At 61.0% G+C, this 25,351-nt stretch carries 22 protein-coding genes and 1 pseudogene; 16 read left to right on the top strand and 7 right to left on the bottom strand.

Annotated elements, in window-relative coordinates; translation table 11 throughout:
* Positions 1-33: 33 nt before the first annotated feature.
* Positions 34-474 (bottom strand): annotated as a pseudogene (locus tag NXT3_RS25840) (transposase); the annotation flags it as partial.
* A gap of 359 nt (positions 475-833) precedes the next feature.
* Between NXT3_RS25840 and NXT3_RS25835 the strand changes: the two are divergent.
* The 3 genes from NXT3_RS25835 to NXT3_RS25825 are packed head-to-tail and all read left to right on the top strand — an operon-like array spanning position 834 to position 3,687.
* Positions 834-1,892, top strand: coding sequence for an ABC transporter substrate-binding protein (locus tag NXT3_RS25835; RefSeq protein ID WP_097525963.1), 1,059 nt, complete (start codon positions 834-836; stop codon positions 1,890-1,892).
* A complete protein-coding gene (locus tag NXT3_RS25830; protein ID WP_097525700.1) occupies positions 1,892-2,929 on the top strand; it encodes a FecCD family ABC transporter permease in 1,038 nt (345 codons plus the stop codon). The genes NXT3_RS25835 and NXT3_RS25830 overlap by 1 nt, the downstream gene beginning before the upstream one ends.
* Positions 2,926-3,687 (top strand): ABC transporter ATP-binding protein, encoded by a 762-nt coding sequence (locus tag NXT3_RS25825; protein ID WP_097525699.1) that lies wholly within the window; start codon positions 2,926-2,928, stop codon positions 3,685-3,687. Before NXT3_RS25830 ends, NXT3_RS25825 begins: the two co-directional genes overlap by 4 nt.
* Positions 3,688-4,243: 556 nt before the next feature.
* On the opposite strand, the gene NXT3_RS25815 is transcribed toward NXT3_RS25825, so the two are convergent.
* Positions 4,244-4,678: a VOC family protein gene (locus NXT3_RS25815; RefSeq protein WP_097525698.1), complete on the bottom strand. Its 435-nt coding sequence runs from the start codon at positions 4,676-4,678 to the stop codon at positions 4,244-4,246.
* A gap of 338 nt (positions 4,679-5,016) precedes the next feature.
* On the opposite strand from NXT3_RS25815, the gene NXT3_RS25810 reads away from it, so the two are divergent.
* The 6 genes from NXT3_RS25810 to NXT3_RS25780 all read left to right on the top strand — a co-directional run bounded on the left by NXT3_RS25810 (position 5,017) and on the right by NXT3_RS25780 (position 10,439).
* Complete coding sequence (locus NXT3_RS25810) at positions 5,017-5,763, top strand: ABC transporter substrate-binding protein (protein WP_104840939.1); 747 nt, start codon at positions 5,017-5,019, stop codon at positions 5,761-5,763.
* A 21-nt stretch (positions 5,764-5,784) separates the two neighbouring features.
* The gene (locus NXT3_RS25805; RefSeq protein ID WP_097525962.1) at positions 5,785-6,441 is read left to right on the top strand and encodes an amino acid ABC transporter permease; all 657 of its coding nucleotides are present in this window, start codon (positions 5,785-5,787) and stop codon (positions 6,439-6,441) included.
* Between the two features lie 2 nt (positions 6,442-6,443).
* A complete protein-coding gene (locus NXT3_RS25800) occupies positions 6,444-7,166 on the top strand; it encodes an amino acid ABC transporter ATP-binding protein (protein ID WP_097525961.1) in 723 nt (240 codons plus the stop codon).
* Between the two features lie 16 nt (positions 7,167-7,182).
* Positions 7,183-8,493, top strand: coding sequence for an NAD(P)/FAD-dependent oxidoreductase (locus NXT3_RS25795; protein WP_097525696.1), 1,311 nt, complete (start codon positions 7,183-7,185; stop codon positions 8,491-8,493).
* A gap of 286 nt (positions 8,494-8,779) precedes the next feature.
* The gene (locus NXT3_RS25785; protein WP_104840938.1) at positions 8,780-9,256 is read left to right on the top strand and encodes an Lrp/AsnC family transcriptional regulator; all 477 of its coding nucleotides are present in this window, start codon (positions 8,780-8,782) and stop codon (positions 9,254-9,256) included.
* Positions 9,257-9,533: 277 nt separating this feature from the next.
* Complete coding sequence (locus NXT3_RS25780) at positions 9,534-10,439, top strand: LysR family transcriptional regulator (RefSeq protein ID WP_097525694.1); 906 nt, start codon at positions 9,534-9,536, stop codon at positions 10,437-10,439.
* Between the two features lie 27 nt (positions 10,440-10,466).
* On the opposite strand, the gene NXT3_RS25775 is transcribed toward NXT3_RS25780, so the two are convergent.
* From NXT3_RS25775 to NXT3_RS25760, 4 genes are read right to left on the bottom strand one after another with little or no spacing between them, the layout of a single operon-like run.
* Positions 10,467-11,840, bottom strand: coding sequence for an FAD/NAD(P)-dependent oxidoreductase (locus NXT3_RS25775; protein WP_104840937.1), 1,374 nt, complete (start codon positions 11,838-11,840; stop codon positions 10,467-10,469).
* Complete coding sequence (locus NXT3_RS25770) at positions 11,828-12,145, bottom strand: (2Fe-2S)-binding protein (RefSeq protein ID WP_097525692.1); 318 nt, start codon at positions 12,143-12,145, stop codon at positions 11,828-11,830. Before NXT3_RS25770 ends, NXT3_RS25775 begins: the two co-directional genes overlap by 13 nt.
* Positions 12,142-14,130, bottom strand: a complete 1,989-nt coding sequence (locus NXT3_RS25765; RefSeq protein WP_097525691.1) for a hydantoinase B/oxoprolinase family protein — start codon at positions 14,128-14,130, stop codon at positions 12,142-12,144. Before NXT3_RS25765 ends, NXT3_RS25770 begins: the two co-directional genes overlap by 4 nt.
* A 6-nt stretch (positions 14,131-14,136) precedes the next feature.
* On the bottom strand, positions 14,137-16,221 hold the full coding sequence (locus NXT3_RS25760; RefSeq protein ID WP_097525690.1) for a hydantoinase/oxoprolinase family protein: 2,085 nt from the start codon (positions 16,219-16,221) through the stop codon (positions 14,137-14,139).
* Positions 16,222-16,435: 214 nt separating this feature from the next.
* On the opposite strand from NXT3_RS25760, the gene NXT3_RS25755 reads away from it, so the two are divergent.
* The 7 genes from NXT3_RS25755 to NXT3_RS33400 all read left to right on the top strand — a co-directional run bounded on the left by NXT3_RS25755 (position 16,436) and on the right by NXT3_RS33400 (position 24,191).
* Positions 16,436-17,587, top strand: a complete 1,152-nt coding sequence (locus tag NXT3_RS25755) for an NAD(P)/FAD-dependent oxidoreductase (RefSeq protein WP_097525689.1) — start codon at positions 16,436-16,438, stop codon at positions 17,585-17,587.
* A gap of 147 nt (positions 17,588-17,734) precedes the next feature.
* Positions 17,735-19,345, top strand: coding sequence for an ABC transporter substrate-binding protein (locus tag NXT3_RS25750; protein WP_104840936.1), 1,611 nt, complete (start codon positions 17,735-17,737; stop codon positions 19,343-19,345).
* An 83-nt stretch (positions 19,346-19,428) separates the two neighbouring features.
* Positions 19,429-19,647, top strand: a complete 219-nt coding sequence (locus NXT3_RS32795) for a hypothetical protein (RefSeq protein WP_202862282.1) — start codon at positions 19,429-19,431, stop codon at positions 19,645-19,647.
* 475 nt (positions 19,648-20,122) lie between these two features.
* Complete coding sequence (locus NXT3_RS25740; RefSeq protein WP_097525687.1) at positions 20,123-20,749, top strand: LysE family translocator; 627 nt, start codon at positions 20,123-20,125, stop codon at positions 20,747-20,749.
* Between the two features lie 425 nt (positions 20,750-21,174).
* Positions 21,175-21,633: a (2Fe-2S)-binding protein gene (locus NXT3_RS25735; protein WP_097525686.1), complete on the top strand. Its 459-nt coding sequence runs from the start codon at positions 21,175-21,177 to the stop codon at positions 21,631-21,633.
* Positions 21,634-21,647: 14 nt separating this feature from the next.
* Positions 21,648-23,810 carry a xanthine dehydrogenase family protein molybdopterin-binding subunit gene (locus NXT3_RS25730; protein WP_104840935.1) on the top strand — a complete coding sequence of 721 codons (2,163 nt, stop codon included), beginning with the start codon at positions 21,648-21,650 and terminating at the stop codon, positions 23,808-23,810.
* Positions 23,811-23,816: 6 nt separating this feature from the next.
* Entirely contained in the window at positions 23,817-24,191 is a 375-nt protein-coding gene (locus NXT3_RS33400) for a c-type cytochrome (RefSeq protein ID WP_104840934.1), read from the top strand.
* Between the two features lie 26 nt (positions 24,192-24,217).
* On the opposite strand, the gene NXT3_RS25720 is transcribed toward NXT3_RS33400, so the two are convergent.
* Positions 24,218-25,162, bottom strand: coding sequence for a LysR family transcriptional regulator (locus tag NXT3_RS25720; protein ID WP_104840933.1), 945 nt, complete (start codon positions 25,160-25,162; stop codon positions 24,218-24,220).
* Positions 25,163-25,351 lie beyond the last annotated feature (189 nt).

The raw sequence follows: 25,351 nt of genomic DNA, 5'->3' as shown, positions 1-25,351 counted from the left end.
CCGGCGCGCGTGAAGGCTCCAAGCCTCAGGCCGTTATGCAGTCATGGCGGCTGGGAGGCGCGAAGGCCTAAGCTTTGCCAGCCTTCTGAGGTTTTGTGCGGTGGCTGCGAGCAGGAATTCATCGCGTGCACCACATGGACCGCGCAGTCTCAACCTGGCCATCCGCAGGATGCGCTTGAGGTGAGCGAAGAGCATCTCGACCTTCTTGCGACGATGCCGCGAACGCTCGTAATCGGGCGTGCCGGCAATGGCTCTGGCGACATCACAGGCATCCTCATTGAGATCACGGGGTACCTTGCGAGCAACTGCATTCGGGCAGCAGCGCTGTTTGAGTTCGCAAGCGTCGCAGTCCTTCTTGCTGGCCCGATAGAGCCTGGTGCCCGCACTGGTGATGCCGGATCGGGGTGTCGCGTAGGTACGGCGGAACTGAACCAGCTCCTTGCCCGCCGGGCAGATGTAGCGATCGCGTTTCGACCCATTGCAGAAATTCAGCAGGTTACAATTCAACGCCTGCTCGCGTAGCCAGAAGCCGACTTTCACGGCCGACGAACCCGTCAGTGACAGCGGCCGGCGATGGCGGACAGCCATCGTCGGTATCGTCCGCCCGAGCCGCCTCAATGGTGGGATTGAGCGAAAAGAGTTTGTCTGAAGGGCTAGATGGTCGATCCCCTTCCCACGGTTCATGGGGTGGTCCTCTTGCCGCGTTATGCGCGTCGGCCATAAGCGGCTGAGCCAGAGGATTCTGCTTATATGATCTCGAAAGCAGAACTTAATTGCGAACGTCAATTCGTGGCGAAAACATGATTGTTGAAGTCTTGTTTCTCAAGGTCTGTATGGATATAGGGCCCCAAGGCAAAAAACTCGCTGGAAACACCATGAAGTCACTTTTGATTGCTTCCTGTATACTCGCCCCGCTCGCCCTATCGGCAAAGACCGCGGCTGCGGCCCCGACGCAGTACCCCCTAACAATCGAGAACTGCGGTGCACAGGTCACCTTTGAGAAGGCGCCAGAACGCGCGATCGGCCTCGGCCAGAACAGCGCGGAAATCATGCTGCTGCTCGGTCTCCAGGACAAGATGGCCGGCACCGCCTTCTGGCCGAGTAAGGTGCTGCCTCAGCTCGCCGGGGCCAATGAGAAGGTGAAACTCCTGACGGTCGAGTTTCCCACCTTCGAATCGATCCTTGCAGAAGATCCGGACTTCGTAGCCGCGGCCTTGCCGAGCCTTCTCGGGCCGGACAGCAAGGTGGCAAAGCGCGAGGACTTCGAGAAAGTTGGCGTGCCGACCTATCTTTCGCCCAGCACCTGCCTCAGCACGATCAGCAGCAAGGACGTCTACGGCAGCCGCGACCGCCTCTGGAACATGGACCTTCTCTACAAGGAGATCGACGAGCTTGCACGCATCTTCAACGTTGCCGAGCGAGGGGATGATGTGATCGCCGATCTCAAGACGCGCGAAGCGGCGCTCCGCTCCACCGTCTCGGCGGACGGCAAGAAGCTATCCTATGTCTTCTGGTTCTCTAGTCAGTCCCCGTCCGCAGACGCCTATCTTGGAGGAAAAAATAGTTCTTCCGGCTTCATCGCCAGCCTGTTGGGTGGTGTGAATGCTGTCTCGGCGGAAGCCGAATGGCCAACGCTCGGCTGGGAAAGCATTATCGCCGCCAATCCGGACGTCATCGTCGTCGCCAGCCTCGACCGTAACCGCTGGGAGCTCGACAAGCCGGAGGCCAAAATCAAGTTCCTGACGACCGACCCGGCCGCCAGCCAGATGCCGGCTGTCAAAAACAACGCGATCGTCGTCATGGACGGCCAAGCCATGAACCCGACCGTCCGTACGATCTACGGCGCCGAACAGGTTGCGGAACAGCTGAAGGCCCGCGGTCTGCTGAAGTGATGTCGCACGCTGGCAACATCCGACAATACCTGGTGTTCTGCGCCGCCTTGGCGCTGTCGCTTGCGGCAGTGCTGTTTGTCGTGGCGATCAGCGTCGGGATCGGCGACCTGCCGATCCCCATCACGACAACGTTTTTCGCGATCACGAACAAGCTCGGCTGGACTGCGGCGGAGCTCACCCGCATCCATGAGACCGTGATCTGGGACTACCGCCTCAGCCGTGCACTCGTCGCAGCCTTCTGCGGCGCAGGGCTTGCGCTGTCGGGCGCGATCATGCAGTCGCTGCTGCGCAATCCGCTCGCCGAACCTTATGTACTCGGTATCTCGGCCGGCGCATCGACTGGCGCCGTCGGAATTGTCATTCTGGGGCTCGGCTCGGGGGTTGTGTCGCTGTCGGCCGGCGCCTTTGCGGGCGCCTTCGCCGCCTTCCTTTTCGTCGCCCTCCTCTCGAACGGGACACGTGGCGGCGCTGACCGCACGATTCTTGCAGGAGTTGCCGCCTCCCAGCTTTTCAACGCCACGACCTCTTACGTCGTGACTACGGCAGGTAACGCCCAGCAGGCGCGCGACGTCATGTTCTGGCTTCTGGGAAGCTTCGGTGGGGTGCGCTGGCCCGAATTCATGCTCGTCTCAGTCGTGGTGGGGCTCGGCCTACTCGCCTGTCTTGCCTATGCCCGCGTGCTCGACGCATTTGCCTTTGGCGACGAGTCTGCAGCGGCGCTCGGCGTCAGTGTCGGCCGGGCGCGCATCACGCTCTTCTGTATTACCGCCCTGCTCACCGCCACGATTGTCAGCATGGTCGGATCCGTTGGCTTTGTCGGCTTGGTAATGCCGCATGCGGCCCGCTTCCTCGTCGGACCGCTGCACATCAGGCTGCTTCCGGCCTGCGCGATCGGCGGGGCGATCTTCATGGTGCTCGCCGACATCGCCTCGCGCGTGCTGATCCCGCAGCAGGTGCTGCCGATCGGCGTCGTCACGGCCCTCGTCGGCGTACCGTTCTTTTCCGTCATCCTCTACCGCTTCCAGCGTGCGTCATGAGTATCAGGGCCGAAAACATCACCTGGAAGATCGGTTCGAAGACCGTGCTGGACGGGGTGTCGTTCGAGGCACAACCGGGTGAGATGCTCGGCCTGCTCGGCCCGAACGGTTCCGGCAAGACCTCCCTGCTGCGTCTGCTGGCGGGCCTTAAACAGCCGCAATCAGGACGGATCAGCCTCGAGCGGCAGGACATCAAGGCCATCCCCCGGCGCATGATGGCGCAGCGCGTCGCCTTCGTGGAACAGCATGCGACGACCAACGCAAATCTCACGGTCGTGGATGTGGTCAAGCTCGGCCGCTTTCCGCACCGCTCAATGTTTTCCGGCTGGACGGGCGCCGACGAAGAGGCCGTAGAGGAGGCGCTGCTACGCTCCGGCATGGCGGGAAAGCGTAACGAGCGGTGGCAGAGCTTGTCGGGGGGCGAAAAGCAGCGCGCCCATATCGCAAGGGCCCTGGCGCAAAGTCCTAAGGAGCTCATTCTCGACGAGCCGACGAACCATCTCGATATCCAGCACCAGATCGGTCTCCTTGGCCTCGTCGCCAGTCTTCCGATCACAAGCGTCATAGCCCTGCACGACCTCAACCATGCCGCGATGTTCTGCGATAGGCTAATCGTGCTCCAGCAGGGAAAAGTCGTCGCGGCGGGCGCTCCAAAAGACGTTCTGACCGAGGACCTGCTCCGGTCCGTATTCTGCATCAAAGCGCGCGTAGAGCCTTCGGACTGTCATGATGGACCACACATACAATTTCTCCGATAGCGGCGAAGCCTCAAGAGCTGTTCCGTGGCGAAGAGAGCGCTGATGAGCGCATGTGGACTGTGCACAAACGCGCGCTTTCGGCCCCGACCATTTGCCGATCACCGGCCAAGTGAGATCCCCTGGCGGCGGAGTTGATCGGGATTTCGAGATGGAGCGGTCGACGGCCGGATAATCAGCGGCCATTCCTCTTACATCGGCATGTGCAAAGCCAAAGCCCGGCCACTAGCATGGAAAGCACCGTGATCGGCACTCCAGCTTTGGCGTGCTTGCGAGATGTCAGGTGAATGCCTGCGCCGACGTGCGTCCAGCAACGATCAGATTAGCGAGGCTACCGACGAAGCAGTTCCGGGCCAGCGTCGTAAGGATGGCGGGCCCATTAATGTGTCTTCCGGAATCCCATGCCAGACTTTCAAGATCATCACGACAGCAGCAACCTTGCCGATCGTATTGCTCCGCTTATTTATCGAGACCGGACCCGAACTACGAATATCGCTCCGTGACGGCGTTCGGGTCCCGCTGCCGGACGAGCGCGAAATCGAGATTGTCGTGCGACCGATCACTCACCTCGACCTTCGGGCGGCTGATTGGCCGGGTTCCACACGACCTCCCACAGATGCCCGTCCGGATCAGTGAAGTATCCGGCATATCCACCGTAGAATGTCTTTCCTGCAGGTTTCACGATCCGCGCGCCGGCACCGGCTGCCTCATCCATGACCTCGTCCACTTCGCTTCGGCGGGAGACATTATGGCCTATCGAGAACGAAGTCGCGCTGGTTGGTGTCTTCGACAAGCCGCTGTCATGCGCCAAGTCATCCTGCGCCCAAATTGCCAGTTTCATGTCACTCGCGAGATCGAAAAATGCCACGGCGCCATGTTCGAATTCCCTGCCAACGATCCCTTGCGTGGACAGTTTCAGACCATCGCGATAAAACGCGAGCGACCGTTCAAGGTCGGCGACGCCAAGCGTCAGGACAGATATTCGTGCCTGCATTGTCATTCCTCCGTCCGATTGAAGTAAGTCAATGTCGAGGCATTAACTCACTGCCAGCCTAGTGTTGGAAGCAGATTTTCCTCGGGCTCGGAATGGCCAGTTCTTTCACCGGTCGGCGACAAGCCACAAGACCCCTCAAGCCGGTTATCTCGTCATTTGCCTGAGACGCATCGGGCCGCGGATTTATTGCGTAACGGGTGGAACATGCGGCTTACCGGTCTCATAAGCTCGCCTTATGGGCTCGGCAGGAATCCGTATTGTTCCGAATTGACAGGGACTCATATCCTGCATTGGCCGGCTCAGAAGGCCGGGGACAAGTTCAACGGAAGGGGAATGGGATGATCAATTTTCGAACTGCTCTTGCTGTGCTCGCCATGACGGCCGCGGCCGCCGCCGCCCAGGCGCAGACCGTCTACAAGGTCGGCTCGACGCCGACAGGTACCCCCTTCACATTCCTCGATGCCAAGACCAACACCATTCAGGGTCTGATGGTCGACGTGATCGAGGAGATCGGCAAGGATGCTGGGTTCAAGGTCGAAATCCAGCCGATGCAGTTTTCCGCCCTGATCGCAGCGCTGTCGTCCGGCAAGATCGACATTATCTCAGCCGCCATGTACGGCTCGCCGGAGCGGGCCAAGGTCGTCGACTTCAGCGATGACGTCTACGCTTACGGCGAAGGGCTTGTGGTTCCGGCTGGTGATACCAAGGAATATGGCGGCTTCGACGACCTCAAGGGCAAGAGGGTCGGCGGTCAGATCGGCACGCGCTATATCGACGCCCTCAAGGCTTCCGGCGCTCCAGCCGAGGTTGGCGCCTATGACGGCCTGCCCGATATCCTGCGCGACGTCTCCAATTCGCGGATCGACGCCGGCATCGGCGACTATCCTATCCTGGCCTACAACCTCGCCCAGGGCCGCTTTCCGCAGCTGCGCCTCGTCAACTCCTACAAGCCGTCGGTGGTGGGGCCGATCAACATCGCCGTTGAGCAGGGTAACGTCGAGCTTCTGGCGAAGATAAACGCCAGCCTCGCCAGGATGAAAGAGGACGGGCGCTTCGATGCGATCCTGAAGAAGTGGGGCCTCTAGGCCCCCCTAGTGGATCGAACCATGACTCATTTCCTCAGCCAGGTTCCAACCTTCCTTCCGGTTCTGATGCAGGGCGCCTACTTAACAGTACTGGTGACGCTCGGCGCTTTTGTGCTCGCGACCGTGCTCGGCCTGACACTCGCTTTCATGCGGGTGAGCGGTATTGCCCCGCTCGCCTGGACGGCACGCACGATGATCGTCGTCGTGCGCGGCATCCCCGGCATGGTGACGCTGTTCTACATCTATTTCGTGATGCCGGATCTGGGCTTGTCTCTGACAGCCCTCCAGGCGGCGGTCATTGGCCTCGGCATCGCCTACTCGCCCTATATGGCGGAGCTCTTCCGCGCCGGGATCGAGGCGATCGACCGGGGGCAGACGGAGGCCGCGCTGTCGATCGGCATGGGCTGGAGTTTGCTGATGCGGCGCGTCATCCTGCCTCAGGCGATCCGCGTCGCGCTGCCGCCCTATGGCAGTACTATGGTCATGCTGCTCAAGGATTCGTCATTGGCTTCGACCATCACGGTCGCGGAGCTGTCACTGCAGGGCAAGCTTCTCGCTTCCTCGACCTTCGAGAACACGACGATCTTCACCCTCGTGGCGCTGACTTATCTCGCCATGAGCCTGCCACTCACGGCCCTCAACGGCTGGCTCGAACGACGGATGGGACAAGGCCGATGAGCATCATCGAACTGCGCAACGTCCGCAAGGCGTTCGGCACGCACGAAGTCATCCACGACGTCTCGTTCTCGGTAAAGAAGGGCGAAGTCGTCTGCATCATCGGCCCCTCCGGCTCCGGCAAGTCGACGCTACTGCGCTGCATCAACGGTCTCGAGACCTATCAAGGCGGCGAGATCATTGTGCATGGAGAACGGGTAGACACGGCCCGGCGCAGCATCCGTCAGGTGCGCAGCCGCGTCGCCATGGTATTCCAGCGCTTCAACCTGTTCCCCCACCGCACGGCGCTGGAGAATGTCGCCGAGGGCCCGACCTACGTGAAGAGGGAGCCGCGTGAGGAGGTCCTTGCTCGTTCGCGCGACCTGCTGACGCGCGTCGGCCTCGCCCCTAAGATGAACGCCTATCCGAGCCAGATGTCCGGCGGACAGCAGCAGCGTGTCGCGATCGCCCGTGCGCTTGGCATGAAGCCTGACGCGATCCTCTTCGACGAGCCAACATCGGCGCTCGACCCGGAACTCGTCGGCGAAGTGCTCTCGGTAATGCGCACCCTCGCCGACGAGGGCATGACCATGGTGGTCGTCACCCACGAGATGGGCTTCGCACGCGATGTCGCCGACCGCGTCCTGTTCCTCGATGAAGGAGTCCTGGTCGAAGAGGGGCCACCCTCGGAGCTGCTCACCCGGCCCAGGAACATGCGCACCCAGGACTTCCTGCGGCGCATCCTGTAGTCATAAAGATACGCGCATGGCTCATCTGACTGGTCCATTCTTTAGCGACGACGCGGTCGAGAGCCCTTATTGGTGGGAAGTTGCCAAGCCAATCACGGAGGACCGGACCGAGCTTCCGACAAGGAGCGAGGTTGCGATCGTCGGCGCGGGTTTCACCGGGCTCAATGCCGCACTCACGCTGGCGCGGGCCGGCAAAGAGGTCACCGTTCTGGATGCGGAGGCGCCGGGCTGGGGTGCCTCCTCCCGCAACGGCGGCATGTTGGGGCCGGGCTGGGCCACCTTCGATGCGGCGATGGCCTACGGTGCCGAAAAGGCCCGCTCCATCGTCGCGGAAAGCTTCCTCGCGCTCCAGCACGTCAAGGACATCGTCGCCCGCGAGGCCATCGCCTGCGATCTCGCGGTGGTCGGCTATTTCCGCGGTGCGATGACGCCGCGCCTCTACGATGCCATGGGTCGCAATCTCGACCGTATCCGCAAGGCAATGCCCTGCGATGCCTATCTCGTGCCCCGCGCGGAGCAGCAAGGCGAGATCGGCACAGACCTCTATCATGGCGGCCTCGCCATGCCCGGCTATGCGGGGCTGCATCCCGCGCGCTACGTCACGGGCCTGGCAGACGCGGCGCGGCGCGCCGGCGTCCGCATCTTCGGCGGGGCGAGGGTGTCGGCCATCGAGACCCAGGCCGGAGGATTCAGACTGTCCGTCGGCCGGGAGCGGATCGCCACAAGGCAGCTCCTCGTCGCCACCAACGGCTACACTGGTTCGCTCTTGCCTTTTCTGCAACGGCGGATCATCCCGATACGCAGCGCGATGATCGCGACCGAGCCGCTGCCAACCGCGGTAATGGACCGTCTCATCCCGAAACGGCGTATGCTGGCAGGAAGCCAGCGCGTCGTCACCTATTTCCGCCCCTCTCCCGACGGTACCCGCATCCTCTTCGGCGGACGAGTGCTCAAGCTGGCGGGCAACAACGTCGCGGCGGCCAACGCTGGCCATCTGCGCAAGCAGATGCTTCAGGTCTTCCCGGAACTGCGCGGGGGGAAGATCGCCCACTACTGGCACGGCCAAACCGGCTTCACCTTCGACAAGTTGCCGCATCTCGGCGAGCACGAGGGCATCTTCTATGCTTGCGGCTACAACGGCACCGGTATTGCCCGCGCGAGCTGGTTTGGCCACAAGATAGCGCAGCGCATGCTCGGCGAGGCTGAACATGCGAGCGCTTATGCCGACCTGCCGTTCCGCACAAGACCGCTTTACCGCGGCAGGCCCTGGTTCCTGCCGCTGGCAGTCGTCTTCTATGAGATACTGGATCGCTGGGACCAGCGCTGAGGCTGTTGCGGTGGGCCGCTCCAAACCTCGCTGCCCTGCGATCGCCGCGTCCTATTCGCTCGAGGACGGTTACGGCAACCCGCGGCTTATCGCTCCGGCCTTCGCACGCGCGATCCGAAGCTCACAAGCATGGTCAACTGATAGCGATACAGCGAATGAATTAGCTTGCGCTTTGCTTGTAAGCCTCTAAGCATCTATGTCTCCGCGCTTCCGAGTGGGGGTCAGCTGTGGAGGAAGCCGGGAGGCACTAACTTTGCTTGTCAGCACCCGCCCTGGGAGAGCGCCCATGAAACTGGACCGGATCGATATCAAGATCCTCTACGAACTACAGAAGAACGGGCGGATCACCAATGTCGAGCTCGCCGAGTTGGTCCATCTTTCGCCGAGCCCCTGCCTTATGCGGGTCAAGAAGCTGCAGGAAGAGGGTTACATCCAAGGATACTCCGCGCAGGTCAATATAGGCAAGCTCGGACAGACACTGACGGTCTTTACCGAGATTACCTTGAAGAACCACCGGCAGATTGATTTTGCCCGCTTCATCGCTGTAGTCGAAAAACTTGACCAAGTGGTCGAATGCCACCTCGTCTCGGGCGGTTATGACTATCTCGTTAAATTCATCACCGCTGGCATCGGCGAATATCAGCTCATCATGGAGCGCCTGACCGATATGGACATCGGCATCGACAAATACTTCAGCTACGTCGTGCTGAAGTCACCAGTCATCAAAGCGCACATGCCGCTGACCAGCCTGTTTCGCGTTTGAATTTCTTCTGCAGTGTCAGCGCGAGATCCTATCTCGCGGCTACCTTGGGACGCATCCCGCCCGGTAGGCATTAAAGCCGACAATACCCTTGACCAATTGTAAAATGGTGTTGTTTGCCTTTCAGGCAAGCTCTAGCCCAGTTGGCGTATCAAACCTTGCCCCACCTAACGACGCGACACTGATCTAGCCACTTGGTTGATAACGAAGTTCTCTGACAGTATGCAAAACGAAGAAGATGTGTGGCTCGACTTATCGTCGATCGTGAAGGTTTGGACAAATGCAGGCCCGTCAGCTCGAAGTTTTTTGTATGCTCATGCGGTGCGGGACAGTGACGAGCGCGGCCTCGATGCTCAACATCTCGCAACCTGCTCTCAGCCAAATCCTCCTCCACGCCGAAGACCAGCTCGGTTTCAAGCTTTTCAGCCGCATCCGAGGCAAACTCGTGCCGACAAGGGAGGCCGAGGAGCTCTATCCAGAATGTGAGCGGATTTTTGCCGAGCTTGGTGCGCTTCGAAGGCGGACAACGGATATGCGATTTGGTCGCACCGGTCTTATCCGGGTCGCTGCTTCGGCACCACCCGCCATGTCGATCGTTCCGAAGGCACTTCTCGCGTTCCGTGCCGCGCATCCCGATGTGGTGGTGCGATCGCTGATCGCACCACTCACAAACATCGTCGACATGATCCAGAACGGCGATGCACCGCTAGGTGTCGTGATGAACGACGGAGCGAGGCCGGGTATCGAGGTGGAAACGCTCGGCCATGCCGTTCTGGTCTGTATCGTGCCGGAAAACCACCGGCTGTCGGAGAGCGCTGAGATCGGCTTCGCCGATCTGCAGAACGAGACGCTGATTTCCTATCGTGCCGGGACGCTTCCTGGGCGCCTTCTTCTAAGCGCTGCGGCCGCCGAAAAGCAGATGTTCAATCCCGCTATCGAGATCGATATATCGATCACAGCTCTCCCCTTCGTCCGAGATGGCTTCGGCGTTGCTATCGTTGATGGACTGCTTCCATGGGAACAGTTTCCCGGCCTGGTGCGCCGGCCCTTGAAGCAGCGCACCACCGTTCCGATTGCGCTGCTGACCAGCAAGGACCGGCCCCTGACAGGTAGCCACAGCGACATGCGCGACAATCTTCGCGATGCCTGTGCCGCCGTGCTGAATGCAGACGGCCACAAGACCTGAGTGCTATTTTTGGCATCGACCGCCGCGTCAGGCGTCCCGTATCCACGCCGCGACCGGCAAGGGGCGCGCGGGCGCTTGATCGCGCAAACGCCCCGCCTCGGCGGAATCGATCGCTGCGGATTCGGCAATGATTTCTGCGGCCGCAAGCTGGCAACAGCGTCCCTGGCACCGGCCCATGCCCACCCGGGCAAGCGATTTCACGCGATTGGCGTCTGCCCCTCCCAGTGTGACGCCCTCCCTCAGTTGCGCTGCGGTCACACCCTCACACCGACATACTATCGTTTCATCGTCGAGGTGCCGGATCATCTGCGCCGGCCAGGGAAAGGCCCGCGTCATGGCCCGCGCGAAACGCTCGTAGCGGGCCAAACGGCGAAGATCGCCCGCGCTGTCCGCTCGGGTCAATCCCATGTCCGAAAGGCAGGCGTTTGCCGCGAGGCGACCGGCCAATTCGGCCCCGTCGGCTCCAAGGATGCGAAGGCCGTCCCCAGCAAGGTATACGCTGTCGCCCGCACGCCCCATGCGGTCGGCGCGCGGTAGCCATTGCGCCCAATCGCGATCGTGATCGAACTGGCAACCTGCCAAGGCGGCAAGCTGTGTCTCGGCCCGAAGGTGCCAGCCTAAGCCGACCATGTCGCAGGCGGTTCTGTGAAATTTGCCGCCCGCGTCGCGCCACCGAAGACCGACCGGGCCGCTGTCATCCGAATCGATGCCGGCGACGGTAACCCCGGCATGATAGAGCCGACCGAGCCTTGCTCGCATTGTCAGTCCGCGCAAGACGAGCCCCGGCCGGCTCATCATCCCCGGGAGGCCGGCAAGTTGATTTCGTATTCCGGACGTATCGAGAACGGCAGCCACGCCCGCGCCGGCCCTGAGGAGCTGGTAGGCCACAAGCGTCAGAAGGGGGCCGGACCCCACAAGGACGATGTTCCTGCCGAGCGCCACGCCCTGAGCCTTCAGCGCGATCTGGGTCGCACCAAGACTATAGACACCGGGCGCTTGCCAGCCGGGAATGGGCGCCACGCGGTCCATCGCCCCCGTCGCGAGGATCAGCCGGTCGTAGCCGATTTCACGGCGACCCATCGGCGTGAGCACATAAAGTACCCGTCCGGCACAGGAGAGAACGGAGCTCTGCGCTAGGAATTCGAGCTCATCGGAGGCGACCATGCTATCGAAAACACCGTGAAGGCCGACCGCCTTCCTTGCCTCGGACCCGTAGAGCTCCGCGGGCTTGCGCACGAAGCCCTCCGTGGGACGGCGATAGATCTGGCCACCGGCCCGAACGCCTTCATCGATCACGACAGGCCGTAAGCCTGCCGCAACCAGCGTCTCCGCTGCCCGGATGCCAGCAGGACCGGCGCCAACGATGACGACGCGTTCGTTAAGTCCCGTCACGACAGCCATCCTTCAGGCTCCGACGTCATCAGCCGCATTCCTTCGGTCAGAAGGGTGGAGCAAGCCCGGAGACGCGCACCATCCTCCTGCCAGAGCCAGCAATCCTGACAGGCACCCATGAGACAGAACCCGGCCCGCTTCTCCGGACCGAATTCCGATTGCCTGACTGCCTCCTTGACGGAGAGAACGGCCGTTAGGACCGTATCGCCCGCCAGAGCCTCGCAGTCGACTCCGTCGAGGCGGAAGCCGATGCGCGGCCTTCCCTGCTCGGCGAGCCGGACAAGCCGCCCGCCACCCTGTCGCGCCGAGATCATTCGGCCGCCTCTTTCACGATGGCCACGGGCTCAGGCATTTCCCTGAATCGCGCCCTCACATCGGAGAAAGCTGCCGCCACGCCGTCGGGTCCGGAGCGGCCGCCCATGCGGCGGAAAATTTCCGTCTTCGTGAAAAAACGCCAATGGATGGGAAGGCCCGCCAGTATCTCGGTCAACAGATCGTAGGCGGCGCGCGTCCACTGCGCTTCATAGTCGTCGCGCTCGGGACCATAATGGAACTGACTTATCGGCTGACGCATCTTCTTCCTGAGCGCCTGCGTCGCCGCTTCGTCGGCCACACCATCCTGAATCACGACGCCATAGTCCCGTTCGGCCGCCTCCTGCGAGACATAGCCGCGCGCCACATCCTGGACGACGCGCCAGACTTCCCGCTCGAGCGGATCACCTCGACCACCACCACCGGCAGAGCGGATTTCGAGCACGTCGCCGGGCTGCAGGATCGCCGTATCGATATTGCCGAGCCGGCGATAGTCGTCACGCCCCGGGTTGACCACCATGTCGGAAAGCCCTGCGGCCCGACCGCCGAGAAAGCCCCAGGGGCGAAAGACGCTGCGATCACGGTTGCGCGCCGTGATGCGGCTGCCGGGTGAAAAGACGCGGAACGCCATTTCGGTCGCGAGTCCGCCGCGCCAGCGCCCCGCCCCGCCGCTATCCCTTGCAAGGCCATACTTGACGAATTCGATCGGGACTTCGGTCTCGGTGATCTCGATCGGCGTGTTCTTCAGATAGGCCGCGTCGGCACCGGATCCATTCGTGCCGTCGCGATGCGGCATGCCGCCTCCGCCGCCCACAACCGGATTGACGGCGGCGATCACGGTCCGTCCGGTCCGTTCGTCCGTCGTCATCACGTTCACGATGCAATTGTTGCCGGCCGGCGCTGCCGGCAGCTTGTCCGGCACTGCCTGGCAGAAGGCGCCGAAGACGACCGAGCGTAGACGCGCGCATGTCAGCGAGCGCATGCCAACGGCGGCGGGGGAGACCGGATTGAGGACGCTGCCCTTCGGCGCGATGCAGGTAAAGGGTCGTGTCAGCCCGGTGTTGAGCAGGATCTTCGGATTGAGCGTGTAGAGAACGTAATAGACGCCGACGAGCAAAATCGTGTGCCGGGGATCGCCGCCGGACGGCACGTTGAGCGACGAACCAAGCTGTGGATCCGAGCCGGTGAAATCGAGGATCGCCTCGTCACCCTTTATCGTCAGGGTGAGTTTCAGTCGGCATGGATTGGCTTCGACAGAGTCCTCGTCGGCATAATCCACGAATTCCCAGGTGCCATCGGGCATCGAGCGGAGCAACGCGCGAGCCTGGGCCTCGGCATGGTCGAGCAGCCTTTCGGTCCCGGCGAGGAAGGCCTCCTTGCCGAACTTGTCGACCATCGCGAGGATCTTGCGCTCGCCGGTATTGAGAGCGCCGACCAGCGCCTTGATGTCACCGATATTAAGGTCGGGCTTCCGGACATTGGTCGTGATGATCTTGAGGATGTCCTCGTCAAAGACGCCCTCGTTCACCAGCTTCATCGGCGGGAAGCGAATGCCCTCCTGGTGGATTTCGGTAAGCGCCCGCGACAGCGATGCCGGGACGGCCCCCCCCATATCGGTGTTGTGGATGTGTCCGCCTGTCCAGGCGATGATCTCGCCGTCGTGGAAGACGGGCTTCCAGAGATGGGTATCGGGCGCATGGGTCGCCACGAAGCATGAATAGGGATCGTTGGTGAAGGCGACATCGCCCGGCTTGTAGCCATCGACCATGTCGATCGCGCGGGTATAGGTAAGGCCCGGATACCAGGTCGCGCCTAGCCCCATCGGGATGCCGAACGTATCGCCACGATGGTTGATCAGCATGACAGTAAAGTCTTCGGTCTCCTTGACGAAGGCCGAATGGGCGGTCCTTTGAAGGGTGTAGGCCATGTTCTCGGCCGCCGCTCGGGTGTGGTTGGCGAACACCTGAAGGTTCATAGGGTCGAACATGGACGGTTACTCCGGAAAGGTCAGTTGCAGGTTGAGGTGCCTGTCGACTTTGACCTCAGTGCCTGGGGGTATAGCAAACGTCGTGTCTTCCTGCGCCACGATGGCCGGACCCGAAAAGTGCCCGCCCGGACGAAGACGATCGCGCCGGTAGAGCCCGATGTCCGCGATGGCCTTGCCTATGAAGACTGGAATGTGCCTCTCCGGCTTCATCTCCGCTTCTTCGACCTGAGCCTCGACCGCAAGCTCCAGCATCGGTCCGGCACCGATCGCGGCAAGGCGCAGGTTGACGATTTCGATTTCGCCGTCCGCATCGTGGAAGTCATAAAGCCTTGCATGCATTGCGTGGAATGCCTGTTCGATGGCGTCGATATCCCCCTCTTCAAGCCAGCTAGCCAGGATGGGCACTTCGATCTCGAAGCTCTGCCCGACGTAACGCATGTCGGCGGCCAGATTGAGCGTCGCCGATCCGACATGCCCCTGCTTGGCCAGCCAGCTCCGTCCCTCGACCGACAGGTAATCGAGCGAACCTTGCAGGAGCGGCAGGGCGTCGCGCGTGAGTTCTGTAAAGACGGTCCGGATGAAATCGCCGCGCAGATCAGCCACCAGACCACCAAGCGCGGAAACGACGCCCGGCCGCGGCGGGCCGATGACTTTCGCCATTCGGAACTCCCGGGCAAGGAAAGCGCCGAGCATCGGACCTCCGCCGCCGAAGGGCATCAGGGTGAACTCTCTGAGATCGACGCCCGCACGCGAGGCGAGCTTTTCCACCTCGACAAACATTTCGGAGATCGCCACGTCGAGGATTGCCTGGGCCGCCTGCTCGGGCGTTCGGCCGATCTGTTCGGCGAGCGACGCAACGGCAGCCCTAGCGAGCGAAACGTCGATCTGCAGCTGTCCATAGGCCATCTGACTATGCCCCAGCCAACCGCAGACCGCCATGGCGTCTGTGACGGTCGCATGTTGGCCTCCCCGCCCGTAACAGGCGGGCCCGGGCGTCGATCCGGCCGATTCCGGCCCGACGCGCAGCACGCCATGGGCATCGACACTGGCGATCGAGCCGCCGCCGATCCCGATGGAGCTGACGGAAACCGATGGGATGTGCAGCGGGAATTCGCCGATCAACTCGCCCGTACCGAATTGGGGTTCGCCGTCGATGATGAGCGCAAAGTCGGCGGACGTCCCGCCGATGTCCAGTGTCAGGATATGTCTTTCTCCCGCGCGGCGGGCAAGCCAGGCGGCGCCGATCACGCCGGAAGCCGTTCCCGACAGAAGCATCTGAACGCAGGAGCGCTTGCCCTCGGCCGCATCCATCACGCCGCCGTTTGACTTGGTCAGCAGTGCCGGCGCCGTCACGCCGCGCGAGGCGAGCTTGTGTTCAAGCGCAGTCAGGTAGCCCGCCACGCGCGGATGGACATAACCGTTGAGAATGGCCGTCGTGGTTCGCTCATACTCACGGATGACCGGCCAGACCTCCGAGGAGGTGAAGACGAAGAGCTCGGGCGCAACCCTCTCAATTTCCGCTCGGACGGCCTCTTCCTGGGCGTCGTTGCGCCAGGAATGGAGAAGGGAAACGATCACACCCGCCGCGCCCTTGGACTTGGCACGGGCGGCAGCGCGAGCGACGGCCGAAAGATCCGGCGCCAGCGCCTCGGTTCCATCCGCCCGCAGACGGGCGGGAATTCCGAAGATCATGTCACGCGCGATCAATTGATCCGGACGTGAGCAGAAAAGTGAATACACGTCGGGCATGCGGAGCCGTGCGAGTTCCAGCACATCTTCGAAACCGGCATTCGTAAGGAGGGCGAGCGACACGCCCCGCCGTTGGATCACCGTATTGATGCCCACGGTCGTGCCGTGCACGAACCGACTTATCGCAGCAGGGTCGAGCTCCTCGCGATCGGCGAGGAGGGAGAGCCCGGTCATCAATTCCGCGCCAGGATCGTCCGGCGTCGTGAGAACCTTGAGGGACGCGACGCGCCCGCTTTGCGTTTCTAGTGCACAGAAGTCGATAAACGTTCCACCGATATCGACGCCAATCTTCCAGTCTTGCTGTTTGCGCTCATGCTCTTTGAGCGCCGCCTCACGTCCCATGTCGTATCCTCTCATTAAATTGACACAAGGCTGGCACGGATGCGGCTGTGAGGTCCAAGAGCGAAAAAACCGCCCCCCATAAGGTTTGCTTATACCCCTGGACGGCGGCGATCCCATAGGCCGGACTTATGGGAATGCGTCGAACTCGACTTTGACCCCGGCCCTTAAATCGTGAAGGCTCGGCTACTGACAAGCGCAGGACTGGACAGATCGAATGGATGCAATTGTTCTGGGCGGTGGGCTCATGGGAGCCGCGTCGACATTTTTTCTGGCCCGGCGCGGCATCCGGGTGACCCTGATCGAGCGCAACCGAGTCGGAACGGGTGCGACGATCGCTTCCTTCGGGAACATCCGCCGCAGCGGCCGCTACCTTCCGCAGCTTCCCCTCGCCTATCGTTCTCTGCAACTGTGGGGACAGGCGGCGAGTCTGCTCGGCCGCGATGTCGAATTCCGCGCGACGGGTCACCTGCGCTTCGCATTCACGGAAAAAGCCGTGAACGAAATGCGGACATTCGCAAAGGCCGCGAAGCCCTGGGGCCTGGATCTCGAAGAACTGGAGCCGAAAGACTTCAAGTCGCGCTTCCCCGGCCTCGGGAGCAGGGCCGTCGCGGCATCCTTCTCCCCCCAGGATGGCAGCGCAAATCCCCGCCTTGTTGCTCCTGCCTTTGCCGAAGCGGCTCGCCGCCTCGGTGTCACGATCGTGGAGGAGGCCGGCGTCGGCGCCATTACGAAGACAGCTTCCGGCTTCGAAGTCACGACGTCGAAAGGTCGCCACGCGGCGCAGGTCCTGCTCAATGCGGCCGGCGCGTGGGGCGCCAGGATCGCCGCACAGTTCGGCGAAAGCGTCCCCATCGCCGCCAAGGGTCCGCAGATGGGGGTGACCGAACCGCTACCCCATCGCATCTCTCCCGTCGTGGGCGTCTGGGGGCACGACCATGGCGGCGGCTATCTGCGACAGGTGGAGCGCGGCAACATCGTCTTTGGCGGCGGCGCGGAGCGCACGGACGTTTCGCTGGAGGCCGGTCATGCCAAGGCTGACCCGGCCCGCCTGCCGGGGCAGCTCCTGTCCCTGTTGCCGATCCTTCCGGCGCTCGCGAATCTTACCGTGATACGCACCTGGTCGGGCTGCGAGGGCTATGTCGGCGATGGTCTACCGGTGATGAGCCCATCGGCCACAACGCCGGGGCTTTTTCACGCTTTTGGCTTCTCCGGCCATGGGTTTCAGCTCGGACCGGGCGTCGGAGACGTCATGGCGGAGATGATCGCCACAGGAAAAACCGACACACCGCTGAACGATTTCCGGATCGAACGATTTGCCGGCGCCGAAGCTCGGGCCGGCGATCGCACACAGAGCATGGAGCAATAGGATGAGGCGATGAGTGAGTGTTTCTATGTTTTGCGCGTTGCCGGCTCTTCCGGTGCTACCGGCGCCGCACTCAACTGACTTCAACACCGGATTGGGGAAAGCCCGCTGGCAGACGGGCACCCCGCCAACAACAGAAAGGGGAACGACATGAACGACAAGATCACCAATTGGACCCGCTCCGACGACGCCATGGTCGAAAACGCCATTCGTCGCGGCGCGACCCGCCGCGAACTGCTGCAGCTGCTGCTCGCGGGCGGTGTGGCGATGTCGGCAGGCAGCCTCGTGCTCGGCCGAGCCGGTAACGCGGTTGCGGCAACACCGGTCTCCGGCGGCGCGCTCAAGGCGGCCGGTTGGTCTTCTTCGACCGCCGATACGCTCGATCCGGCGAAGGCCTCGCTTTCAACTGATTACGTCCGCTGCTGCTCCTTCTACAACCGCCTCACCTTCCTCGACAGAAGCGGCACGCCGCAGATGGAACTCGCCGAGGCGATCGAGTCCAAGGATGCCCAGACCTGGACGATCAAGCTGAAGAGCGGCATCACCTTCCACGACGGCAAGCCGCTGACGGCCGAAGACGTGATCTTCTCGCTAAAGCGCCATCTCGATCCATCCGTCGGCTCGAAGGTCGCGAAGATCGCGGCCCAGATGACCGGCTTCAAGGCGGTCGACAAGCAGACCGTCGAGATTACCCTTGCCGACGCGAATGCCGACCTGCCGACCATCTTGTCGCTGCACCACTTCATGATCGTCGCCGACGGCACCACCGACTTCTCCAAGGGGAACGGCACCGGCGCCTTCGTGCGAGAAGTCTTCGAGCCGGGCGTGCGCTCGGTCGCCGTCAAGAACAAGAACTACTGGAAGTCCGGCCCGCACGTCGATTCCTTCGAGTATTTCGCGATCAGCGACGACAGCTCACGCGTCAATGCACTGCTCTCCGGCGACATCCACCTGGCCGCCAACATCAATCCGCGCTCCATGCGCCTTGTCGAGAGCCAGGGCGACGGCTTCGTGTTGTCGAAGACCACCTCCGGCAACTACACGAACCTCAACATGCGCCTGGACATGGAGCCCGGCAGCAAGCGTGACTTCGTCGAGGGCATGAAGTACCTCGTCAACCGCGAGCAAATCGTCAAGTCGGCGCTCCGCGGCCTCGGCGAACTCGGCAACGACCAGCCGGTCTCGCCGGCCAACTTCTATCATAATGCCGACCTGAAGCCGCGGGCCTTCGATCCCGAGAAGGCGAGGTTCCACTTCGAGAAGGCGGGCGTTCTCGGGCAATCGATTCCGGTGATCGCCTCGGAGGCAGCAACCTCATCGATCGACATGGCGATGATCATCCAGGCCTCCGCCGCCGAGATCGGCCTGAAGCTCGATGTCGAGCGCGTGCCCTCTGACGGCTATTGGGACAATTACTGGCTCAAGGCGCCGGTTCATTTCGGCAACATCAATCCGCGCCCGACGCCGGACATCCTGTTCTCGCTGCTCTACACGTCGGAAGCACCCTGGAACGAAAGCCAGTTTAAGTCGGAAAAATTCGATAAGATGCTGATCGAGGCACGCGGCTCGCTCGACGAGCAGAAGCGCAAGGCGATCTATAACGAGATGCAGGTGATGGTCGCCAACGAAGCCGGCACTATCATCCCGGCCTATATCTCCAACGTCGATGCGAGCACCGCCAAGCTCAAGGGGCTGGAACCCAACCCGCTCGGCGGCCAGATGGGCTATGCCTTTGCGGAATATGTCTGGCTCGAGGCCTGATGAAGCGAAAAGGGGCTGGGGCTGCAGCCGCGCCGCCGCAGCCCGACCCTAACGATTTTAGCTTTATGCGAAAGGGAGCACGCGTGAACAACCGGCTCTTCCCTTGTCGCGAGCAGATTGCTCATTGCCTTGATCACGCTGGTGATCTTCGCCGTATTTTTCGGCGGGCGGCGCGTCTTGCCGCGAGATCGGCGGCCCGATACAAACCGGATGATGTTGAAGTGCTTGCCTTGCAAACAGCCCTGGAAAGCGCCGGGGCCGTCTTCATCCTTGACACGGCGGGGGCATCGGCGTGCGGCTGAAATTCTCAAAATCTGTCGCTAAAGGTATCGACATACTTGAGAATGAAGGCGGTATCGTTGCACCTGACCGGGTACCGTAGGTGCTCGTCCAAGCGGAGGATCAAGATAGCTCAAGGCTCTTGAGACGAGTGGACAGCGCCGCCTGCAATCATAGAAGCCTACAGGGGACTGCGATTAAATCATACTTTACCGAGCGAGATGAATAAGCATTGAGCCACATTGTCGAGGCTCCTCAAGCCCTGTCTAGGGCCTTTTTTCGAGGGCACATCGTTGCCTTCCAAGCTAACGGCGCGGGAGCAGCCATCCGAGATAGAGAAAGTCGAGGCTGCCATGAAGCTGATCGGGGCCAGAACACATCCAAGCGGCAAAACAGCTCGGCCCTGGGCGCTCCACCATTCATCAGGAAATGTGAAGCAGACACACTGTTCAATGTTTGAGAACTTGCTATTCCGCTGAACTCATGTGAAGGGGAGACATGTTATCGCTCGAGACACTCCTCACCTTCGTAGGTGCTGCCACTCTCCTGGCTTGGGTGCCGGGTCCCGATAATCTCTTTGTGCTGACCCAATCCGCTCTCTCTGGCAGGGCCGTAGGAATATACGTCACGCTTGGTCTCTGCGCTGGCCTAATCGTTCACACCGTAGCTGTCTCGCTCGGAGTAGCGGCGATTTTCCAAACCTCTCAGACAGCTTTCGATGCCCTCAAGATTGTAGGCGCGATCTATTTGCTCTACCTTTCCTACAAGGCCTTCACCTCGAAGCCCGATGAACCGGAGGGCATCAAAGGGCGAGCTAAGCCCGCTTGGCAGATGTTCGCCCGCGGCGTTATGATGAACGTCACCAATCCTAAGGTGGCGATTTTCTTCCTTGCTTTCCTACCGCAATTCACCGCGCCAGAGCGAGGTAGCGTTGTCCTCCAGATGCTGGCGCTCGGAGGTGTGTTCATCGTTTGCGCGTTCGCTTCCTTTGCGCTCATTTCCGTTCTCTCCGGGTCCCTCAGCAGCTGGCTACGGCGATCTTCAAAAAGTCGACTGTGGCTCGACCGCGCGGCTGGCGTGGTATTCGTGGGGATAGCGGTCAAAATTGCCACGTCAAATCGGTAGCGTCGCCTCTGGAATCCCAACTCTAAAATCGCCGCTGTCACCGGAAACCGAGGGTTCCTGCGACCTTTTCTAAGTGGCCCAATCGGATCACCCATGCTCCGCGCCCCCGCGGCGTTCCAGCTTCGATGGACCGAATGGTTGGCAAGCACGCCAACTCTCCCGCGCAGGGACCCAGAAATAGCGGCGGTCGTTTCTGATAACAAACGCACCTGCACGGGTTCGAGCCTGTCTCCACTGCAGCTTCTCTTCCAGGAGAGGTCCCCACAAAATTGGTGAATGCAAATTTCGCTGCCTCGTCGACGTTCGGGCATCCCAACGGATTGTTCAGCGTAGCTATACATTCAGTAAAGTGATTGAACGTTTATTTTGGCCAATAAGTTTATAATCTTCGCAGAGCGCTCGAGGTCAAAACCCGGAGTAGACGAATGACATTTTCGCTCCAAGTCAACGGCCGCAGTTACACTGCTGATGTAGACGGCGACACCCCGCTCCTTTGGGTGATTCGCGACGTGCTTGGTATGACAGGTACCAAGTTCGGGTGTGGACAAGCACTTTGTGGAGCCTGCACCGTCCACGTCGATGGCGTGGCCGCTCGTTCTTGCGTCACTTCCATAGAAAGCGTCGGAGAAAGCCAGGTCACGACGATCGAAGCCTTACATACTGTCGCGCATGGGAAGGCACTGCAGGATGCGTGGACCGAGCTTGAAGTCCCCCAATGCGGTTACTGTCAGTCAGGGCAGTTGATGTCTGCCGCAGCATTACTCAACGAAACCCCGAAGCCCACCGACGACGACATCGACAACGCAATGTCAGGCAACGTCTGTCGCTGCGGAACGTATCAGCGCGTCCGCGCCGCCATCAAGCGTGCAAGTGCAAGCGCCTAACGGGAGACAAGATCATGTCAAACAGTGCTCCCGGTCCAGAGTTGAACCGCCGCCTTTTCCTGAAAGCGACCGCTGCGGCTGGAGGTGGTCTCATCGTCAATCTCGCTGTCGGCCCCGGTTTCTCTGCCAATGCCGCCGCGGATTTTGCTCCCAATGCTTTCATTCGCATTGACCGGAACGGCCTTGTTACGTTGGTCATGCCGCAAGTGGAAATGGGCCAGGGCATCTACACCGCCCAAGCAATGCTGCTCGCTGAAGAGCTGGAAATTGCACTTGATGATGTAAAGCTCGAGCATGCGCCCCTTAACGAGGCCCTGTACGCCCATCCAATGCTCGGGCGTCAGATGACGGGTGGTTCCACGTCAATACGCGCTTTCTGGACGCCCTTGCGTAGGGCCGGTGCGATGGCCCGTACCCTGCTCATTCGGGCCGCAGCAAAGGAGTGGGATGTCGATCCCGCAACCACGCGCGCCGAGGATGGCTTTGTTCTCAACGAGAACGGCACGAAGAAGCTAGCCTATGGCGTGTTGGTCGACATTGCTGCGTCGCTTCCTGCTCCTGATCCGGAAGATGTTGTGCTCAAGTCTCCGGAGCATTTCAAGCTCCTGGGTAGGTCCGCAAAGCGGTTGGATACGCCAGGCAAGGTCAACGGGTCGCTCAAGTATGGCATCGACGCATTTCCTGTTGGCACCAAGATCGCAGCGATCGCAATCGCGCCGGTTCTTGGCGGGAAGCCGAAGTCGGCCAATGAGCAGGCCGCACTCGCGATCAAGGGCGTTCGCCAGGTCGTGCTGACGGACAGCGCCGTGGCGGTCGTCGCGGATCATACCGGGGCGGCCAAGAAGGGGCTCGAGGCGGCGGCTATTGAGTGGGACGACGGTCCTAATGCACACGTGTCAAGCGCCGAAATCGTACGACATCTGGACCAGGAATCAGTAAAGCCAGGCGCCATAGCACGCAGCGAAGGCGACGTGGAGAAGGCGCTGGCGAGCGCAGCGCAGCGGATCGATGCCGTTTATCAATTGCCTTTCCTTTCCCACGCCGCGATGGAGCCGATGAACTGCACGGTGCACGTGCGCAAAGATGCTTGCGAACTTTGGGTCGGAACCCAGAACCTCTCCGCAGCCAAGCTCGCGGCCGCGGCAGTTACCGGACTGCCGCCGGAGAAGATCACCATCAACAATCACATCGTCGGCGGCGGTTTTGGCCGCCGCCTCGAAGTCGACGGGATCATCCACGCCGTCAAGGTCGCGATGCAGGTCGACGGCCCGGTCAAGGTGATCTGGAGCCGCGAGGAAGATATTCAGCACGGATACTACCGCCCCTACTACTACGATCGAATGTCAGGGGGGATTGATGAGCAGGGAAACCCCGTCGCGTGGAGGCACCGTATCTCCGGATCTTCGATTTTTGCACGCATCGCACCAGCCGCAATGAAGAACGGTGTGGATCCCGATGGCGTCGAGGGGGCGGTCCATCCACCATACAGGCTTCCGGCAATACAGGTCGAGTTCAACCAGGTCGAGCCACAAGGTGTGCTCACCAGTTGGTGGCGCGGTGTCGGGCCCGCCCACAACGTCTTTATGGTCGAGAGCTTCATCGATGAACTGGCCGCTGCAGCGAAAGTCGATCCGGTCGGATACCGCACGCGACTTTTGACGGATAATCCTCGTGCGTTGAAGGTGCTGGAACTGGCAGCAGAGAAGGCGGAGTGGGGCAAGCCGCTCCCCGCCAGGCAGGGCAGGGGTGTCGCCGTGCAGTTCGCATTCGGCACTTATCTCGCAATGATTGCCGACGCCACTGTCGGCGGCGACGGCGCGGTCAGGGTTACACGTATCGTCACGGCTGTAGACTGCGGATTGACAGTAAATCCCGATACGATTGCGGCCCAAATGGAAGGCGGCGCCTTGTACGGCCTCACGGCTGCTCTTTATGGCGCGATTACCCTCAAGGACGGCCGCGTCGAGCAAAGCAATTTTGACAATTACCTGCCGCTTCGCATCGATGAGGCACCCCACGTTGAAACCCATATTGTCCCGAGTGCCGAGCCGCCAGGAGGAATAGGTGAAGCGGCGACCGCAGCTGTGTTTCCAGCCGTCACCAACGCGATCTTTTCGGCAACTGGGAAACGTGTGCGAACGCTACCGGTCAATACCGATTACCTGAGGAAGGCCTAGAGCACGATGCAGATCCTGCCTATCCTTACCATAACGCCGCTCGTGCTTGTCATCTCTTCCGCCTCCGTGTTTGCAGAGGGAGACGCCATTCGCGGCAAACAGCTCTTCAATCGATGTGCAGCATGCCACTCGATCGAGGGCCAAAACAGGTCCGGACCGACTTTGAATGGCGTGTTCGGGCGGAAAGCCGGAGCGATAGAGAGCTACCGTTATTCCACGGCCATCCTGAATTCGAACATAATCTGGACCGACGACACGCTCGATGCATACTTGTCTGGTCCAGCCAGGATGTTGCAGGGCACGCGCATGACCTTAACCGTTGTGAGACCTGACGATCGGGCGGACATTATCACGTATCTCAAAACGCTTGCTTACCCATAAGACCGCCTCGCCGCGCAGAACTTACATCATTTGGGCTTGTGGGCAGTTGAGCTGCCGCTGGCTAAGGCCAATGAGCGCCTCAGTTGGGAACAGGTCTCTATGAACGCACGCAGCTTTGGCTGGTTTTGCGTTGTCCTGGTGAAGTACAGAAAGAGACCATCGCTGCCTGGTGAATAGTCGAGCAGGACCGGTTCAAGCTGGCCGTTTGTAAGCTCTCTTGATGCGTGAAATGTCGACGAATAGATCAGGCCCAAGCCTTGCGATGCAATTTTCCGCATAAGCTCCCCGTCATTCACCGTCAGAGGGCCGTTCGGCTCTATGCGGACATTTTGTCCGTCCTCGAGGAATTCCCACCGATAGATGTCGCCCTTCTCCGGCCGGCGAAACCGGACGCATTGATGTTTCGTAAGATCGCCCGGCACCCGAGGGCGCCCATTTTCCCTGAAGTAGTCAGGTGATCCGAAGACCGCCCATTTGAAGGGCGGCGAAAGCCGCACCGCTATCATCTCCTTGGCGATATATGATCCGATGAGGATGCCCGCATCGTAACCGTCGGCGATAAAGTCACCATGCGTGTTGCTTACAGTTATATCGACCTTCACGTTCGGCCAGGCTTCGCGAAAAGCCGGTAGTATCGGCTCTATGACATGGGGCAACGCAAGGCGCTCGACAATAAGTTTTAAGGTGCCGGACGGTTCGTTTGAATGCTGGAGCGTCTCCCCCAGGCTCGTCTCGATGAGTTGCGCTGCAGGGGCAATTTTCGCAAGCAGGGTCTCCCCTGCCTCCGTCAATGATATCCGCCGTGTCGTGCGGTGGAAGAGCGGGGCTCCAAGACGCCGCTCAAGCTTCTGCAGCGCTTGGCTGATCGCGCCCGGCGTCACTTCAAGGTCAAGCGCAGCTTTTCGGACGCTCTGCCGCTTTGCAATAGCCAAAAACTCGGACAAACCATCGAATGTGTTTTGGCGGCCCATTTCATTCCTTTTCAAAGCACTTCGTCTTTACGACAGGTTCTGTTTAATACTGTGGGATAACGATGTAAATTTGAACCATACGTCCTGCCGTTCCGGTCGCGTTGCTCTGAGGAAGAAACTGGGCATCGTTGAACACTTCTCCGGCCTGAGCATGCTAATGGCAAGCTTCCGGGGACAGCCACCGCCGAG

Source organism: Sinorhizobium fredii, from assembly GCF_002944405.1.
Lineage (GTDB): Bacteria > Pseudomonadota > Alphaproteobacteria > Rhizobiales > Rhizobiaceae > Sinorhizobium > Sinorhizobium fredii_C.
Note: the sequence above shows the minus strand (reverse complement) of the source record. Positions and strands in the feature narration are given on the sequence as shown.

What these genes read in the sequence shown, in the direction of transcription:
- NXT3_RS25730 (WP_104840935.1), top strand. Translation starts at nt 21,648, where the DNA reads ATGTCAAACAGTGCTCCCGGTCCAGAGTTGAACCGCCGCCTTTTCCTG.
- NXT3_RS33400 (WP_104840934.1), top strand. Translation starts at nt 23,817, where the DNA reads ATGCAGATCCTGCCTATCCTTACCATAACGCCGCTCGTGCTTGTCATC.
- NXT3_RS25810 (WP_104840939.1), top strand. Translation starts at nt 5,017, where the DNA reads ATGATCAATTTTCGAACTGCTCTTGCTGTGCTCGCCATGACGGCCGCG.
- NXT3_RS25780 (WP_097525694.1), top strand. Translation starts at nt 9,534, where the DNA reads ATGCAGGCCCGTCAGCTCGAAGTTTTTTGTATGCTCATGCGGTGCGGG.
- NXT3_RS25830 (WP_097525700.1), top strand. Translation starts at nt 1,892, where the DNA reads ATGTCGCACGCTGGCAACATCCGACAATACCTGGTGTTCTGCGCCGCC.
- NXT3_RS25750 (WP_104840936.1), top strand. Translation starts at nt 17,735, where the DNA reads ATGAACGACAAGATCACCAATTGGACCCGCTCCGACGACGCCATGGTC.
- NXT3_RS25785 (WP_104840938.1), top strand. Translation starts at nt 8,780, where the DNA reads ATGAAACTGGACCGGATCGATATCAAGATCCTCTACGAACTACAGAAG.
- NXT3_RS25770 (WP_097525692.1), bottom strand. Translation starts at nt 12,145, where the DNA reads ATGATCTCGGCGCGACAGGGTGGCGGGCGGCTTGTCCGGCTCGCCGAG.
- NXT3_RS25815 (WP_097525698.1), bottom strand. Translation starts at nt 4,678, where the DNA reads ATGCAGGCACGAATATCTGTCCTGACGCTTGGCGTCGCCGACCTTGAA.
- NXT3_RS25765 (WP_097525691.1), bottom strand. Translation starts at nt 14,130, where the DNA reads ATGTTCGACCCTATGAACCTTCAGGTGTTCGCCAACCACACCCGAGCG.
- NXT3_RS25740 (WP_097525687.1), top strand. Translation starts at nt 20,123, where the DNA reads ATGTTATCGCTCGAGACACTCCTCACCTTCGTAGGTGCTGCCACTCTC.
- NXT3_RS25760 (WP_097525690.1), bottom strand. Translation starts at nt 16,221, where the DNA reads ATGGGACGTGAGGCGGCGCTCAAAGAGCATGAGCGCAAACAGCAAGAC.
- NXT3_RS25825 (WP_097525699.1), top strand. Translation starts at nt 2,926, where the DNA reads ATGAGTATCAGGGCCGAAAACATCACCTGGAAGATCGGTTCGAAGACC.
- NXT3_RS25755 (WP_097525689.1), top strand. Translation starts at nt 16,436, where the DNA reads ATGGATGCAATTGTTCTGGGCGGTGGGCTCATGGGAGCCGCGTCGACA.
- NXT3_RS25720 (WP_104840933.1), bottom strand. Translation starts at nt 25,162, where the DNA reads ATGGGCCGCCAAAACACATTCGATGGTTTGTCCGAGTTTTTGGCTATT.
- NXT3_RS25835 (WP_097525963.1), top strand. Translation starts at nt 834, where the DNA reads ATGGATATAGGGCCCCAAGGCAAAAAACTCGCTGGAAACACCATGAAG.
- NXT3_RS25805 (WP_097525962.1), top strand. Translation starts at nt 5,785, where the DNA reads ATGACTCATTTCCTCAGCCAGGTTCCAACCTTCCTTCCGGTTCTGATG.
- NXT3_RS25735 (WP_097525686.1), top strand. Translation starts at nt 21,175, where the DNA reads ATGACATTTTCGCTCCAAGTCAACGGCCGCAGTTACACTGCTGATGTA.
- NXT3_RS25795 (WP_097525696.1), top strand. Translation starts at nt 7,183, where the DNA reads ATGGCTCATCTGACTGGTCCATTCTTTAGCGACGACGCGGTCGAGAGC.
- NXT3_RS25775 (WP_104840937.1), bottom strand. Translation starts at nt 11,840, where the DNA reads ATGGCTGTCGTGACGGGACTTAACGAACGCGTCGTCATCGTTGGCGCC.